The following is a 16,350-nucleotide window of genomic DNA, read 5'->3' as shown; positions in this document are numbered from 1 at the left end:
AAAGACACGCTTCGTTACAACCTTAACCACGACTTATGTTTTGAGAGGCCAACCGTGAGTCTATTTGATAAAACGCATCTTGTCGCCCAGGCGGATGCGCTGCCAGGACGCAACACCCCTATGCCAGTGGCAACACTCCACGCTGTCAATGGCCACTCCATGACCAATGTCCCGGACGGGATGGAAGTTGCCCTGTTCGCGATGGGCTGTTTCTGGGGCGTTGAGCGTCTGTTCTGGCAGTTGCCTGGCGTCTACAGCACCGCGGCGGGCTATACCGGCGGCTATACGCCGAACCCGACCTACCGTGAAGTCTGTACCGGTGACACCGGCCATGCCGAAGCCGTACGCATTGTGTACGATCCGCAGGTCATCAGCTACGCGCAGCTGCTGCAGGTTTTCTGGGAGAACCACGATCCGGCCCAGGGTATGCAGCAGGGCAATGACCATGGCACCCAGTATCGCTCCGCCATCTATCCGCTGACTCCAGAACAGGATGAGGCGGCGAAGGCCAGTCTGGCACGTTTCCAGGCCGCAATGCGCGACGCCAACGACACCCGCGCAATTACCACGGAAATTGCTCCGGCGAAGCCGTTTTACTACGCCGAGGACGATCATCAGCAGTACCTGCACAAAAATCCGTACGGCTACTGCGGTATCGGAGGCATTGGCGTCTGTCTGCCCCCACAGGCATAATAGCGTTTATCACTGAGGTGAATAATTAACGCTCTGGCGGCTTTACAGTCGCTTACGCTATACTACCCTGTGTTATAGCCGGTCCAGAGCCTTCGGACCGGTTTTTTATGTATTCCACTATAGAGTTATCAACTTCCCTTCCGAGGATCTGGCCTCAACGGCTGGATAAACTATGTTAAATAGTATTTTAGTTATTCTTTGTCTGATCGCTGTCAGTGCGTTTTTTTCGATATCGGAGATCTCGCTGGCAGCTTCACGTAAGATCAAACTCAAACTGCTGGCCGATGACGGCAACGTGAACGCCCAACGCGTTCTCAAAATGCAGGAAAACCCGGGCACATTCTTTACCGTCGTACAGATCGGCCTCAACGCCGTCGCCATTCTTGGTGGTATCGTCGGTGATGCGGCATTCTCGCCGGCGTTTCACAGCCTGCTGAGCCAGTACATGTCAGCTGAGCTTTCAGAGCAATTGAGCTTTATCATCTCCTTTACCCTGGTCACCAGCCTGTTCATTCTGTTCGCTGACCTGACCCCGAAACGCATCGGTATGATTGCGCCAGAAGCCGTTGCTTTGCGTATCATCAACCCGATGCGCTTCTGCCTGCTGGTCTTCCGCCCGCTGGTGTGGCTGTTCAACGGCATGGCTAACAACATCTTCCGCCTGTTCAAAATACCGATGGTGCGTAAAGACGATATTACTTCCGACGACATTTACGCCGTGGTAGAAGCCGGCGCGCTGGCCGGGGTACTGCGTAAGCAGGAACATGAGCTGATTGAGAACGTTTTCGAGCTGGAGTCGCGTACCGTTCCGTCGTCTATGACCTCGCGTGAAAACATCATCTGGTTCGATCTGCACGAAGACGAGCAGAGCCTGAAGAACAAGGTGGCGGAACACCCGCACTCCAAATTCCTGGTCTGTAACGAAGATATCGACCACATCATCGGCTACGTGGACTCTAAAGATCTGCTTAATCGCGTGCTGGCGAACCAAAGCCTGGTGCTGACCGGCGGCGTACAGATTCGCAATACGTTGATTGTTCCGGATACGCTGACGCTCTCTGAAGCGCTGGAAAGCTTTAAAACCGCCGGGGAAGACTTCGCGGTAATCATGAACGAATATGCGCTGGTGGTGGGGATTATCACCCTCAACGACGTCATGACTACTCTGATGGGCGATCTGGTCGGCCAGGGACTGGAGGAGCAAATTGTCGCTCGCGATGAGAACTCATGGCTGATTGATGGCGGTACGCCGATTGACGACGTCATGCGCGTGCTGGATATCGACGAATTCCCGCAGTCCGGCAACTACGAGACCATCGGCGGCTTTATGATGTTTATGCTGCGTAAGATCCCGAAACGCACCGATGCGGTGAAATTCTCCGGCTATAAATTCGAGGTGGTGGATATCGACAACTACCGGATTGACCAGCTGCTGGTAACCCGCATCGACAACAAACCGACCGTGCTGGTACCGAAACAGCCGGACGCCGTGAATAGCGATAAAGAGCCGGCGTAAAGTATTGGGTCGAACATAAAAGGCGGATGAAAACTCCGCCTTTTTTATTGTCCGAATGTGAGGCGGCTCACGCCCCTCAGGCGATAGCAGATTTTTACTGTTCCATAGCGAAACTTTCATGACTCCCCTCCGCGCAAAAAGGTAACTTTGCTCGCGTCTACACGATCATATTCCTGTTCAACGGGAGCGAGGATTACCATGATTGAATCAAATAAGAATTACTATATAAGCTGTCTGTTCTTCCTGTTCTTCTTTATTGGCTGGGGATGCTGCTATCCTTATTTATCACTGTGGTTAACGGAAACCATCGGCATTAATTACACTGATGTCGGCCTGGTTTATTCCTTTACTGCGATTATTGCCGTTTGCGTTCAGCCATTATTCGGTTTCATCTCCGACAAACTGGTCTATCGTAAAAACCTCATGTGGCTGCTGGCAATTATTATCACTTTATTTGCCCCCTACTGGATTTACGTCTTTGCGCCATTATTAAAAATTAACGTTTTTCTCGGGGCGCTGGCCGGCGGCATCTATATTGGTATGGCCTATGGCGCTGGTTGCGGTATTTGCGAAGCCTATATTGATAAAGTCAGCCGCGCTTCCGGGTTTGAGTTTGGTCGCGCCAGAATGTTTGGCGGTATTGGCGCGGCTATCGGTACCTTTGCGGCAGGTAAGCTCTACGGGATCGATCAGAATATGATTTTCTGGTTGGCCAGCTGCGCGGGAGTTTGCCTGCTGGTGATTGTCTGGAAAATGCAGATTAGCGCGGATAAACAGGGCGCGATGCCGGGCGGGAAAGCTTCGCCGGTCACCTTAAGCGACGCCACATCGCTGCTGAAAATGAAGAAATTCTGGTTCTTCGCCATCTATATGATTGGCGTCGGCGCGGTATATGAAACCTACGACCAGCAGTTCGCTATCTATTACAGCCACTTCTTTGAGAGCAAAGCGCGCGGCGCGGAGGTCTTCGGCTATTTAACCACCGGTCAGATTTTCCTTGATGCGGTCGTGATGTTTTTTGCCCCATGGTTCGTGAATAAAATCGGCCCGAAAAATGCTCTGCTGTACTGCGGGATGATTATGAGCCTGCGCATTATCGGTTCAGCCTGGGCAGTGGGGCCGGTATCCATTAGCCTGATTAAACTACTGCACGGTTTTGAAAGCTCGGTGCTGCTGGTTGCTGCATTAAAATATATCTTCGCCAATTTCAACCCGATGCTTTCCGCCACCGTTTACTTAATTGGCTTCCAGTTCTCTAAAAGCTTTAGCTCTATTTTTCTTTCTACCGGCATCGGCCATATGTACCAGAGCATGGGCTTTACCAGCAGCTATATCGTTCTCGGCAGTATCGCCCTGTGCTTTACGCTGATTTCATTTATTACGCTGGACAAAGCGCGCACTTTTTCCCCGCAGCCGGCACCCGTGCATTAATTCAAGGAGGTAACCTGTATGTCTGATTTATTTTATGGCGTGGCGTATTACGATGAATATATGCCGGAAGACCGGTTAGCGAAAGATATCGCCTTAATGCGCGAAACGGGCATTAACGTGGTGCGGATTGCCGAATCGACCTGGAGTACGCTGGAGCCTCAGGAAGGCGAGTATAACTTCTACCATATCGACCGGGTGCTGGACGCTATGCATGAAGCGGGGATCGCGGTGATTATCGGCACGCCGACTTACGCCGTCCCGGCCTGGCTGGCGGCTAAACATCCGGACATTCTGGTCACCACCGTCGACGGACAGCAAAAATATGGTCCGCGGCAAATCATGGATATCGTCAACCCGACCTTTCGCCGCTACGCCGAAAAGATTATCCGCACTCTGATGGCGCACGTGCAGCACCATCCGGCGATTATTGGCTGGCAGCTGGATAACGAAACCAAGCATTACGATAATATCGGCCGCTATATGCAGGAAGGTTTTGTGCGCAGCCTGCGGGAACAATATCCCGATCTCGCCCGGTTGAATAAAGATTTTGGTCTGGACTACTGGAGCAACCGCATCGATAGCTGGCAGGATTTTCCGCCGGTCGAAAATACCATTAACGCCAGCCTCGCCTGCGCGTTCTCCCGCTACCAGCGCCAGCAGGTGACCGAGTACCTCGCCTGGCAGGCGGACATCGTGCGTGAATATGCCCAGCCGCATCAGTTCGTCACCCACAACTTCGATTTTGAATGGCGCGGCTACTCCTATGGCGTGCAGCCGCGAGTCGACCATTTTGCGGCGGCGCAGGCGCTGGATATTGCCGGTGTCGATATCTATCACCCGAGTCAGAAGCACCTGACCGGGCGGGAAATCGCCTTTGGCGGCGCCATTACCCGTTCGCTCAGGCAGGGTAAGAACTACTTCGTACTGGAAACCCAGGCGCAGGGCTTCGCCCAGTGGACGCCTTTCCCGGGACAGCTGCGTCTGCAGGCCTTTAGCCACGTGGCCTCAGGTGCGGCGATGGTCTCCTACTGGCACTGGCATTCGATTCATAACTCGTTCGAGACCTACTGGAAGGGGCTGTTAAGCCACGACTTCTCGCGCAATGCGACCTGGCAGGAGGCGACCACTATCGGGGCTGACTTCGCCCGCCTGTCGCCGCAGCTGGCGGAGCTGAAAGCAGAAAACGACGTCGCGCTGCTGGTGAGCAATGAAGCAATGGACGCCCTCAATCAGTTCCGCCCCGGCGATACGCAGGGCAATATTTATAACGATATTTTTCGCCGCTTCCACGATGCGCTGTACGACCACAATATCAGTGTCGATATTATCCATGATGTTAATGAGGAAACCTCGCGCTACCGCGCGCTGATCGTGCCCGGACTTTACGCCGCTGATGATGGCCTGCTTACGCGCATCAATCGCTATATTGAACAAGGCGGCAGAGCGCTGATCGGCTTTAAATCGGGCTTTAGCGATGAAAACGTCAAGGTGCGAACCGGCGCCCAGCCGGGGATTTTGCGCGAGAGCTGCGGCGTGAGCTACAGCCAGTTCACCCTGCCGGAGGAGACCACGGTAAGTTCATGCCGCGCAGACATAGATTGCAGTAAAGACAATCAGGCCGAACTGTGGATGGAGCTGCTGACGCCGGACTCCACTACCCGCACGCTACTGCGCTATCAGCATCCGGCATGGAGCGAATATGCCGCCGCCACCGATGCAGATTACGGCCAGGGGCGGGCGATTTACGTAGGCTTCCTGCCGCAGAAAACGCTGGTTAGTCAGCTATTTGACGTCCTCACCTCTGGCCTGGATCTGCGCTCGCGCACGTCGGCGTACCGCTATCCGCTGGTGGTTAAACAGATGCGCAACCGTGACGGCAACCGCATCCACTTCCTGTTCAACTACTCCGGCGAGCCGCTGGAGTTCATCAGCGAGACATCAGGCAACGCGCTGTTGAGCGGGGATAAGGTAAGCTGCGGCCAGCCGTTGCGTCTCAAGGCATGGGAATTTAGTATCATCGAAAGTTAACCGGACAGCGGCGTTCAGGCGGGAGAAACGATGGAACTGGATATCAATGAGCTACTGAACTTCTCGCCATTGATGAAGACCTTTACCTTCAACGCCTGGGTCGTCGCCGGCTTTACCCCCATCACCCGCGGGTCAAAGCTGGACTACTACATTAACCGCCCGCAGGGGATGAAAGGTTACATCATCAATCTGACTCTGCGCGGCCAGGCGCGCGCGAAAGCGGGCGATGGCTCCCTTCTGTTTCGTGCAAACGATCTGCTGCTCTTCCCGCCCGGCGTTCCCCACCATTACGGGCGGGATGAACACAGCGAGCACTGGGATCATTTATGGATCTACTTTATCCCCCGGCCCTACTGGATAGACTGGCTGAAATGGGATCAAACGAGCCACGGCATTGGCAAAACAACGGTCAACGATCCTGAACAGTTGCAAAATCTGCGCGATCTTTTCTATGAAGTCATCCGCCATCATTCCGCTTCCGCCCCGCTTTCTGAAGCGCTGGCGATGAATGCGCTGGAGCGCCTGATCCTGAGCTGCTTTCAGCGACAGCCGATCAGCAATCGCCACGCTCACGATCCGCGGATTAACGCCATATGTGACTATCTTAACGAGCATATTGCTCAGGAGATTAAAATTGAAAACCTGGCAGCGATGGTTTTTATCTCGCCTTCACGGCTGGCGCATCTGTTCAAAAATGAGCTGGGGCAAACGGTATACGCCTGGCGCGAGGCGCAACGCATTAACCGCGCGCGATGGCTGATCCAGAGTACTTCCCTGCCGCTTAACAAAATCGCCCTGTCGGTCGGTTACGCAGACCCGGTCTACTTCACGCGTATTTTCCGCAAACACAACGGCATTCCGCCGGGCGAGTACCGTAAACGCTATGCGGAAATGAAGGGATAGGCCAGAAACATCAACGGCTCCATCAGGAGCCGTTTTTTTACCGCATAGCTATATCGTTATTCAGGTTAAGCCATCTCTGTTTGCAGACGCAGAACCTGACGATTGACTTCAGACATCACAGACAAATGCTGCTTGTCTTTAACCTTCGGGATAAGGATTTTGCCCTTATCAAACTCAAAAGCGCCAACATCCTTGATGTATAACCGTCCACGGAACAGGATCTTCACGTACTTCGCCACTTGTAGCGGATTGTAGCGTTGGAAAATTTTCATTGTTGTCTCCTGCCAGGGTTACGCTCTTGTGGTGCCACACTTGGCCCACGATTCGGGAGCGCAAATTTTAATGCCCTGAAACTATAGTCCAGAACTTCTGTAATACCCAGCATGCATAAGTTTATTTACCTTTTGATGACAATAATTAAGAACTTTCTTTTCAAACATACGTAGAAGTTAGTATAAGTCGCCGATTTCCTTCGAATATGTGCGTTAACACGCAAACTGGCACCCTGATTGCGTGTAATGCCGGGGAATCGCACTTATGCTTAAACGAGACCAAGTGGTCGGATCACCTGCATAAAAATAAGGACTCATCATGACCCTACGTAAGCTACTGGCGGTTTCCTGCCTCCTGTTCCCGCTGATGGCCTCAGCGCATAATTTTGTCGATGGCCAGCGCGTCGCGCCGGTTGGCATTGCCGACCGGGGAGAATTAATTCTGGATAATGATAAGTTTAGCTATAAAAACTGGAATAGCTCGCAGCTGGCAGGAAAAGTTCGCGTGGTGCAGCACATCGCCGGACGCACGTCGGCAAAAGAGAAAAATGCCACTCTGATAGAGGCAATTAAGGCCGCTAAATTCCCGCACGACCGTTACCAGACCACCACCATCGTGAATACCGATGACGCCATTCCGGGTTCCGGCATGTTCGTACGTAGCAGCATTGAGAGCAACAAACAGCTCTACCCCTGGTCGCAGTTTATTGTCGACAGCAACGGCCTGGCCCGTAAAGCCTGGCAGCTGCAGGAGGAGAGTTCAGCGATTGTGGTGCTGGATAAAGACGGTCGCGTTCAGTGGGCCAAAGATGGCGCGCTCACGCAGGATGAAGTGCAGCAGGTGGTCGCCCTGCTGCACAAACTGCTTAGTAAATAGAGACCCGGAAGCCGGGGTTCAGGAAAGATTCACGCGGGGTATAGTCCAGAGTACGCCCCTGCCAGTCGTGAACGTGCGCCCCGGCAGCTACCGCAACGGCATGGCCAGCGGCGGTATCCCAGGTGCTGGTCGGCCCAAAGCGCGGATAAAGCTGGGCCTGACCTTCCGCCACCAGGCAGAATTTCAGCGACGAACCGATCGAGGTGGTCTGATGCTCGCCAATATGTTCCAGGTACTCCTGCAGTTCCGGATCGTTGCCGTGGGAGCGACTGATAACCACCAGCGGCGGTCGGGCATCCCGCACCTGAATCTGCTTGCGCATGCCGCATTCCTCTTTCCACGCCTTTCCGCCTTCTGCGCTATACAGCACCTTTAAGACCGGCGCGTAAACCACGCCAAGGACCGGTTTTCCTTTTTCAATCAAGGCAATATTGACGGTAAATTCACCGTTACGTTTAATAAATTCTTTGGTGCCGTCCAGCGGATCCACCAGCCAGTAGCGTTGCCAGTGCTGCCGCACCTCCCATCCGGGGGGATCTTCTTCAGAGAGCACCGGGATATCGGGCGTCAGCGCCAGCAGGCCGTGCATAATCACCTTGTGCGCGGCGAGGTCTGCCGCGGTGACCGGAGAATCATCCTTCTTGCTGGCAACGTCCATCGGCTGCTTTCCATCATAGACTTCCATGATGGCATCACCTGCAATCCGTGCAAGTTGACATACTTGTTCTAACATTCTCCACCTCATCTGGTTACAGTGGCGTTAACTCGTTGTTTTAGTTATATCGCATCGCTGCGAGTTCCGCTATCTGTGATAACGATGGCGGTTTCATGAGCCAGTTTTCGGCATGATTCACATTTCTGTAAGCAACAGGATGTACATACATTTTCTTCTGTGTCATTGCTCATAAAAAGGACGCCTCTGATGATTAAGTTTAGCGCAACGTTACTGGCCACGCTGATTGCCGCCAGCGTGAACGCCGCGACGGTCGATTTGCGAATTATGGAAACCACCGATTTGCACAGCAATATGATGGATTTCGACTACTACAAAGACGCCGCAACGGAAAAATTTGGCCTCGTGCGCACCGCTACGCTGATTGAAAAAGCTCGCCAGGAAGTCAAAAACAGCGTGCTGGTCGATAACGGCGATGTCATTCAGGGAAGTCCGCTGGGTGACTATATGGCTGCCAAAGGGCTCAACAGCGGTGATGTCCACCCGGTGTATAAGGCGATGAATACGCTGGATTACGCGGTAGGTAACCTCGGCAATCACGAGTTCAACTACGGCCTTGAGTTCCTGCACAAGGCGCTCGCCGGGGCGAAATTTCCCTACGTAAACGCCAATATTATCGATACCAAAACCGGTAAACCGATGTTTACGCCGTATCTGATTAAAGAGACGACGGTGCAGGATCGCGACGGCAAAACGCAGACGCTGCGTATCGGCTATATCGGTTTTGTGCCGCCGCAAATCATGACCTGGGATAAAGCCAATCTCAGCGGCAAAGTGACCGTCAACGATATCACTGAAACCGCGCGTCAGTATGTGCCGGAAATGCGTGAAAAAGGCGCAGATGTGGTGGTGGTGGTCGCACATTCGGGACTATCTGCCGATCCTTACCACGCGATGGCGGAAAATTCGGTGTACTACCTCAGCCAGGTGCCCGGCGTGGATGCCATTATGTTCGGCCACGCCCATGCGGTGTTCCCGGGGAAAGATTTTGCCGGCATTCAGGGTGCGGATATCGACAAAGGCACCCTGAACGGCATCCCGGCCGTGATGCCCGGTATGTGGGGTGACCACCTTGGCGTTGTCGATCTGGTGCTGAATAACGATGCCGGTCAATGGCGGGTCGCTCAGGCCAAAGCCGAGGCGCGCCCTGTCTATGACGCCGTGGCGAAAAAATCCCTGGCGGCGGAAGATACGCGGCTGGTGCAGGTACTGAAAGCCGATCATGACGCCACCCGCGAGTTCGTCAGCCAGCCCATCGGCCAGTCTTCAGACAACATGTACAGCTACCTGGCGCTGGTCCAGGACGACCCCACCGTGCAGGTCGTGAACATGGCGCAGAAGGCCTATGTTGAACACTTTATCCAGGGCGACCCGGATCTGGCGAAGCTGCCGGTGCTTTCCGCCGCCGCGCCGTTTAAAGTCGGCGGCTGTAAAAACGACCCTGCCAGCTTCGTTGAGGTGGAAAAAGGCCAGCTCACCTTCCGCAATGCCGCCGACCTGTATCTCTATCCCAATACCCTGGTGGTGATGAAGGTGAGCGGTAAAGAGGTGAAAGAGTGGCTGGAGTGCTCCGCCGGGCAGTTTAATCAGATTGACCCCAGCAGCAGCAAACCGCAGTCGTTAATCAACTGGGACGGTTTCCGTACCTACAACTTTGATGTGATTGACGGCGTAAACTACCAGATTGACATCACCCAGCCGGCGCGCTACGACGGCGAGTGTCAGATGATTCACCCGCAGGCAGAACGAATTAAGGATCTGACCTTTAACGGTAAACCTGTTGACCCCAAAGCCACCTTCCTCGTCGCCACCAATAACTACCGCGCCTACGGCGGTAAATTTGCCGGAACCGGCGATAGCCACATTGCTTTTGCCTCCCCGGACGAGAACCGTTCGGTACTGGCGGCATGGATCGGCGCAGAGTCGAAAAAAGCGGGCGCTATCCACCCGGCCGCCGACAACAACTGGCGGCTGGCCCCGATTCATAGCCCAGCGCCGCTGGATATCCGCTTTGAAACCTCTCCGGGTGCAAAAGCCGCGGCATTTATTAAAGAGAAAGCGCAGTACCCGATGCATCAGGTCGCTACCGACGATATCGGTTTTGCGATTTACCAGCTGGATTTGAGTCAATAACGAATTGCACTTCCCGCTCGCGCTGCGCTTAGCGGGGCGACAAAGCAGGAATACAACGCGCGGCGACAGGCCGGATCAGCGACTGCCGCCGCGATCCGGGCTTCTCCGGTCAGGCAACGTCCTGCTCGTGGTTTGCCAGAATCACGGGCAGATTCAGCTCAATCCAGTCGGCCAGCGCCGCCACTTTCTCACTGACCTGCTCACCGAGCGGGGTCAGACTATACTCTACGTGCGGCGGTACCACCGGATACGAAACCCGGTTGATAAAGCCATCCTGCTCCAGCGCCTGCAGCGACTGTGCCAGCATCTTTTCACTGACGCCGCCCATCTTGCGGCGTAAATCGCTGAAGCGATGGGTTCCCGTACGCAGCGCGATCAGGATTAACACTCCCCAGCGGCTGGTCACATGTTTCAGCACGTCACGTGACGGGCACTCTTCCACAAACAGATTACCGTCGCGCATCTGTTCGCTTAGCGTCGGATTCGCCATTTTCATACTTACATTTTTGTATGTACTTACTAAAAGTTAGTTAAGGTGTTAGCTTATCACAACTGTCACGCAACACGAAGGAGAATACTGATGATCGCGATTACCGGCGCCACCGGCCAGCTTGGCCACCTCGTCCTACAAAATCTGTTAAAAACCACGGCCGCCAGCCAGATTGTGGCCATTGTGCGTAACCCGGCAAAAGCCGAAGCGCTGAGCCAGCAGGGTATTGTGGTTCGCCAGGCCGATTATACCGACGAAGCGGCATTGACCGCCGCGCTGCAGGGCGTGGATAAACTGCTGCTGATCTCCTCCAGCGAAGTCGGTCAGCGTACCCCGCAGCACCGTAACGTCATTCATGCCGCCAAAGCCGCCGGGGTAAAATTTATCGCTTACACCAGCCTGCTGCATGCCGATAAATCCCCGCTTGGCCTGCACGTTGAGCATGTTGAAACCGAGAAAATGCTCGCCGAATCCGGTATCCCTTATGCTCTGCTGCGCAACGGCTGGTACACCGAGAACTATCTCGCCAGCGCGCCGCCGGCTCTTGAGCATGGCGTGTTTATCGGTGCTGCCGGTGACGGCAAAATCGCCTCGGCGACCCGCGCCGATTATGCCGAAGCCGCCGCACGCGTTATCGCGCAAGAGGGACATGCCGGGAAAGTGTACGAGCTGGCCGGCGATGAAGCCTGGACCCTGAGCGAACTGGCTGCCGCACTGAGCAAGCAGAGCGGTAAAAACGTGGTGTATCAGAACCTGAGCGAAGCCGATTTCGCCGCTGCGCTGAAGAGCGTCGGCCTGCCGGCAGGGCTGGCGGATATGCTCGCCGACTCCGATATCGGCGCGTCTAAAGGCGGTCTGTTTGACGACAGCCGTACCCTGAGCGCGTTGATTGGTCGCCCGACGACGCCGCTGGCTGAGAGCATCAAAGGCATTCTGTAACGGTTACAAAAAGGTTAATTTTTGTAGCTTCCCGGCGGGTCATCCCCAATAATAAAAGGATATCCGTCGGGAGAAACGCAATGCAGGGCGTACCGGAACAGTTCAACGATGAGAGAGACAGCGCGCGCTTTCGCCATCCGGCGCAGCTGCCCGGCGTTGAGCTGTACCATGCCCATATCTCCCGCTACGCTTTCGAACCCCATACCCATGAAGCCTTCGGCATCGGTGCGATAGAGCTCGGCGCCGAGCGTTTTCGCTATCGCGGCAGCCAGCATGTCGCGCCGGTTAACTCCATCATTACCATGAACCCTGACGAACTGCACACCGGAGAAGCGGCCACCACCGACGGCTGGCGCTACCGTATGGTCTATCTGGAGCCGCAGATGCTGGAAGAGGTCACCGGCGTGCGCCACTGGTGGTTCAGTGAGGTGGTTCGTCAGGATCCGCAGCGCTCGCAGCGGCTCTGTCAGCTTATTTATGGCTTATGGCATACCGACGATCCGCTGGCTCAGCAGGGTCTGTTGCTCGACGTGATCGATACCTTCCGCCCGCTGGCCCATCACGCCCCGGTTATCGCGGAAGCCGCCCACCGTTTCGAGCGCGTACGCGATTATCTGCATGACAACTATATGCACGCCGTTTCCCTTGATGAGCTGGCGCAGGTTGCCGCCCTGAGCCCGTACCACTTTCAGCGCCAGTTTAAGGCGCATTTCCACGTCACGCCCCATCAGATGCTGATGGCCATTCGCCTGTGGCGCGCCAAAGCCTTCCTCACCCACGGCATGCCCGCTGCCGAAGTGGCCGCCGCCACCGGTCTGACCGATCAGTCACACCTGACCCGCGCCTTTACCCGCCGCTACGGCATCACCCCGGTGCGCTATCAAAAGCAGGTCGCCCGGCGCTAATGCGCAATCTCATACAATATTCCCGACGCGGCCTCTTCTACACTTTAGCCAACTGAAATCGGTACGGATGGCGTGATGATTAGTGGTGTGTTGTATGCCCTGCTGGCGGGGATGATGTGGGGGTTAATATTCGTCGGCCCGGTGCTGGTACCGGAATACCCGGCGGTGCTGCAATCCATGGGACGCTATCTGGCGCTGGGGCTGATTGCCCTGCCGCTGGCATGGCTCGGTCGCGCGCGACTGCGACAGCTTTCCGGACGAGACTGGTGGACGGCGCTGGGGCTGACCATGATGGGCAATCTGATCTATTACGTTTGTCTCGCCAGCGCCATTCAGCGCACCGGTGCGCCGGTATCGACGATGATTATCGGCACCCTGCCGGTGGTGCTGCCGGTGATGGCTAACCTGCTCTACAGCCAGCGCGACGGTAAGCTACCGTGGCGACGTCTCTTTCCGGCGCTCTCCTGTATCGCTGTCGGCCTGGTGTGCGTCAATATTGCCGAACTGCGCCAGGGACTGCCCAATTTCAGTATCTGGCGCTACGGTTCCGGTATTGGTCTGGCGCTGATATCGGTGGCCTGCTGGGCCTGGTACGCGTTGCGCAATGCACGCTGGCTGCGGGAAAACCCGGATAAGCATCCGATGATGTGGGCGACGGCGCAGGCGCTGGTGACGCTACCGGTCTCGCTGGCCGGTTATCTGATTGCCTGCGGATGGCTGCATGCCCAGCAGGTCGACTTCCCGCTGCCCTTTGGCCCACGTCCCCTTATCTTCGTGACGCTGATGCTGGCCATCGCGGTCCTCTGCTCCTGGGTCGGCGCATTGTGCTGGAATATCGCCAGCCAGAAGCTGCCAACGGTCATTCTCGGGCCGCTCATCGTCTTCGAAACGCTGGCGGGCCTGCTGTATACCTTCCTGTTACGACAAAGCATGCCGCCGCTGCTGACGCTCAGCGGCATCCTGCTACTGGTTGTTGGCGTGGTCTACGCGGTCTGTTCGCGACCACAAAAACCGGTGGTTGTGGCGCGGGTCTGCGAGAATAAAAAATAGCCTGGTATCCGAAAGGGGTATTTCCTTGCCAATAAGATGCATTTAATATGCATCTTATATTTTTAAAGACGAGGTATTCGCTATGGCTTTTCGTGACCAACCTTTAGGCGAGCTGGCGCTGACGATTCCGCGCGCCTCCGCGCTGTTCCGTAAATACGATATGGACTACTGCTGCGGCGGCAAACAGACGCTGGAACGCGCCGCAGCGCGTAAGGAGCTGGACGTCGCGGCGATCGAAGCCGAGCTGGCCAGACTGGCGGAAGAGCCGGTAGAGAAAGACTGGCGTACCGCACCCTATGCCGAAATCATCGACCATATCATCGCTCGCTACCACGATCGCCATCGCGAACAGCTGCCGGAGCTTATCCTGCAGGCCAGCAAAGTTGAACGGGTGCATGCCGATAAGCCCAACGTGCCGAACGGCTTAGCCAAATACCTGACCATGCTGCACCAGGAGCTCTCCAGCCACATGATGAAAGAGGAGCAGATCCTGTTCCCGATGATCAAACAGGGCATGGGGACTCAGGCCGCGGGTCCCATCAGCGTCATGGAAAGCGAACACGACGAAGCGGGCGAGCTGCTGGAAGTGATTAAGCACGTCACCAACAATGTCACCCCGCCGCCGGAAGCCTGCACCACGTGGAAAGCGATGTACAACGGCATTAACCAACTGATCGACGATCTGATGGAACATATCAGCCTGGAGAACAACGTTCTGTTTCCGCGTGCCCTCGCCGGAAAATAAAAAAGGCGCCCGCAGGCGCCCTCGACATTGTCAGTCTTATTGGCCACCCCGGTGGCCTTTTTTTATGACGGACGTCCTGTCCGTCCCCCTTCGGGCCGTTGCAAGCAACGTTAAAAATCTCTCCCGAAGATTTTTTTATTTCGCCAGACGTTTCTTACCGGCGAAGAACCAACCCGCCGCCAGCAGAACGAACCACAGCGGGGTGACGATCAGCGCTTCACGCGTGTCGGCTTCCAGCGTCAACAGCACCAGCACGAAGACGAAGAACGCCATACAGACCCAGCACATCAGTTTACCCAGCGGCATCTTATATTTGGACTGCTCATGCAGATGCGGACGCTTTTTGCGGTAGACCAGGTATGAGCACAGAATAATGGTCCAGACGAACATAAACAGGATCGCAGATACCGTGGTAATCATGGTGAAGGCGGCAATCACGCTCGGGTTCACCATCAGCATCACCACGCCGCCCAGCAGGCACATGCAGGAGAAGGTCAGCCCTTTCGCCGGTACCGCACGTTTCGACAGCTTGGCGAACATCGACGGCGCCTGACCATCCTGCGCCAGACCGAACAGCATACGGCTGGTTGAGAACACACCGCTGTTAGCCGAAGAGGCGGCCGAAGTCAGCACCACAAAGTTAATCAGGCTGGCCGCCGCCGGCAGGCCCACCAGGACAAACAGTTCGACGAACGGGCTCTTGGTCGGCACCACGGAGCTCCACGGCGTCACCGACATAATCACGATCAGTGCGAAGACGTAGAACATAATAATACGCAGCGGGATGGAGTTAATCGCGCGCGGCAGGGATTTTTCCGGATCTTTGGTTTCTGCCGCAGTGGTCCCTACCAGCTCAATACCGACGAATGCGAAGACCGCGATCTGGAAGCCGGCAAAGAATCCGCTGATCCCTTTCGGGAACCAGCCGCCGTCATTCCACAGATGGGCAAAAGAAGCCTCCACGCCGGTCGGCGATTTGAAATGCATCATCACCATCACCAGGCCGACAACAATCAGCGCCACAATGGCGACGATTTTGATCATCGCGAACCAGAACTCCATCTCACCGAACATTTTCACGGTGGCAAGGTTCAGGCTCAGCAGCAGCAGGATAACCGCCAGCGAAGCGACCCAGTCGGAAAGTCCAGGGAACCAGAACTGGGCGTAGGCGGTAATCGCCACCACGTCGGCCATCCCGGTCACCACCCAGCAGAACCAGTAGGTCCAGCCGGTAAAATAGCCTGCCCACGGCCCCAGAAGGTCGGCGGCAAAATCACTGAACGATTTATATTCCAGATTCGACAGCAGTAATTCGCCCATCGCGCGCATCACGAAAAACAGCATAAAGCCGATGATCATATAAACAAAAATAATGGATGGCCCGGCGAGGCTGATGGTTTTGCCGGACCCCATAAACAGCCCCGTCCCGATGGCGCCACCAATAGCAATAAGCTGAATATGTCGATTCGTGAGATTTCGCCGTAGCGATTGTTCAGTCGGAGCCTGCTCTTCGGCAGCGACTTTAACCTGATCTACCATGTGATTTTCTTCCTGTTGTACCTGTCTGTGTTGTTCAGGCTCTGATGGCCCGTCATTTGTCATTACCCTGAAAAAGGGTTTATCGATATTAGGTAA

Annotated in this window: 15 protein-coding genes; 11 read left to right on the top strand and 4 right to left on the bottom strand. The window is 55.3% G+C overall.

Annotated features, from left to right (window positions below; genetic code table 11):
• Positions 1-54: 54 nt before the first annotated feature.
• From msrA to araC, 5 genes are all read left to right on the top strand, one after another.
• Positions 55-693: a peptide-methionine (S)-S-oxide reductase MsrA gene (gene msrA / locus MC50_RS10890; protein WP_032689804.1), complete on the top strand. Its 639-nt coding sequence runs from the start codon at positions 55-57 to the stop codon at positions 691-693.
• A 172-nt stretch (positions 694-865) separates the two neighbouring features.
• On the top strand, positions 866-2,209 hold the full coding sequence (locus MC50_RS10885; RefSeq protein WP_032689805.1) for a hemolysin family protein: 1,344 nt from the start codon (positions 866-868) through the stop codon (positions 2,207-2,209).
• Between the two features lie 198 nt (positions 2,210-2,407).
• Positions 2,408-3,640 carry an oligosaccharide MFS transporter gene (locus MC50_RS10880; RefSeq protein WP_047663832.1) on the top strand — a complete coding sequence of 411 codons (1,233 nt, stop codon included), beginning with the start codon at positions 2,408-2,410 and terminating at the stop codon, positions 3,638-3,640.
• A gap of 18 nt (positions 3,641-3,658) precedes the next feature.
• Entirely contained in the window at positions 3,659-5,668 is a 2,010-nt protein-coding gene (locus tag MC50_RS10875) for a beta-galactosidase (RefSeq protein ID WP_047663830.1), read from the top strand.
• Between the two features lie 30 nt (positions 5,669-5,698).
• Entirely contained in the window at positions 5,699-6,571 is an 873-nt protein-coding gene (gene araC / locus MC50_RS10870) for an arabinose operon transcriptional regulator AraC (RefSeq protein ID WP_032689808.1), read from the top strand.
• 65 nt (positions 6,572-6,636) lie between these two features.
• Here the strand turns inward: araC and MC50_RS10865 are convergent, their stop codons facing one another.
• A complete protein-coding gene (locus MC50_RS10865) occupies positions 6,637-6,843 on the bottom strand; it encodes a DUF1107 domain-containing protein (RefSeq protein ID WP_004857160.1) in 207 nt (68 codons plus the stop codon).
• Positions 6,844-7,162: 319 nt separating this feature from the next.
• Here MC50_RS10865 and MC50_RS10860 point away from each other — a divergent pair, with 319 nt between their 5' ends.
• Positions 7,163-7,720, top strand: a complete 558-nt coding sequence (locus tag MC50_RS10860) for a YtfJ family protein (RefSeq protein ID WP_032689809.1) — start codon at positions 7,163-7,165, stop codon at positions 7,718-7,720.
• Here MC50_RS10860 and cysQ read toward each other — a convergent pair.
• Positions 7,710-8,453 (bottom strand): 3'(2'),5'-bisphosphate nucleotidase CysQ, encoded by a 744-nt coding sequence (cysQ, locus tag MC50_RS10855; protein ID WP_032689810.1) that lies wholly within the window; start codon positions 8,451-8,453, stop codon positions 7,710-7,712. The genes MC50_RS10860 and cysQ overlap by 11 nt on opposite strands.
• A 189-nt stretch (positions 8,454-8,642) precedes the next feature.
• On the opposite strand from cysQ, the gene MC50_RS10850 reads away from it, so the two are divergent.
• Positions 8,643-10,586 (top strand): bifunctional 2',3'-cyclic-nucleotide 2'-phosphodiesterase/3'-nucleotidase, encoded by a 1,944-nt coding sequence (locus MC50_RS10850; RefSeq protein ID WP_047663829.1) that lies wholly within the window; start codon positions 8,643-8,645, stop codon positions 10,584-10,586.
• A gap of 109 nt (positions 10,587-10,695) precedes the next feature.
• On the opposite strand, the gene MC50_RS10845 is transcribed toward MC50_RS10850, so the two are convergent.
• Entirely contained in the window at positions 10,696-11,082 is a 387-nt protein-coding gene (locus tag MC50_RS10845) for a winged helix-turn-helix transcriptional regulator (RefSeq protein ID WP_032697165.1), read from the bottom strand.
• Between the two features lie 84 nt (positions 11,083-11,166).
• On the opposite strand from MC50_RS10845, the gene MC50_RS10840 reads away from it, so the two are divergent.
• The 4 genes from MC50_RS10840 to ytfE all read left to right on the top strand — a co-directional run bounded on the left by MC50_RS10840 (position 11,167) and on the right by ytfE (position 14,715).
• The gene (locus MC50_RS10840; protein WP_032698318.1) at positions 11,167-12,015 is read left to right on the top strand and encodes an SDR family oxidoreductase; all 849 of its coding nucleotides are present in this window, start codon (positions 11,167-11,169) and stop codon (positions 12,013-12,015) included.
• A gap of 80 nt (positions 12,016-12,095) precedes the next feature.
• Positions 12,096-12,920, top strand: coding sequence for an AraC family transcriptional regulator (locus tag MC50_RS10835; protein WP_047663827.1), 825 nt, complete (start codon positions 12,096-12,098; stop codon positions 12,918-12,920).
• A 75-nt stretch (positions 12,921-12,995) separates the two neighbouring features.
• Entirely contained in the window at positions 12,996-13,970 is a 975-nt protein-coding gene (locus MC50_RS10830) for a DMT family transporter (protein ID WP_032689815.1), read from the top strand.
• A gap of 82 nt (positions 13,971-14,052) precedes the next feature.
• On the top strand, positions 14,053-14,715 hold the full coding sequence (gene ytfE / locus MC50_RS10825; protein ID WP_032689816.1) for an iron-sulfur cluster repair protein YtfE: 663 nt from the start codon (positions 14,053-14,055) through the stop codon (positions 14,713-14,715).
• A 135-nt stretch (positions 14,716-14,850) separates the two neighbouring features.
• Here ytfE and cycA read toward each other — a convergent pair whose 3' ends face one another.
• Entirely contained in the window at positions 14,851-16,254 is a 1,404-nt protein-coding gene (gene cycA, locus MC50_RS10820) for a D-serine/D-alanine/glycine transporter (protein WP_004857136.1), read from the bottom strand.
• Positions 16,255-16,350 lie beyond the last annotated feature (96 nt).

Origin of the sequence: Klebsiella planticola (assembly GCF_000783935.2) — a bacterium.
GTDB lineage: Bacteria > Pseudomonadota > Gammaproteobacteria > Enterobacterales > Enterobacteriaceae > Klebsiella > Klebsiella planticola.
This window is presented reverse-complemented; position numbering and strand designations above follow the sequence as displayed.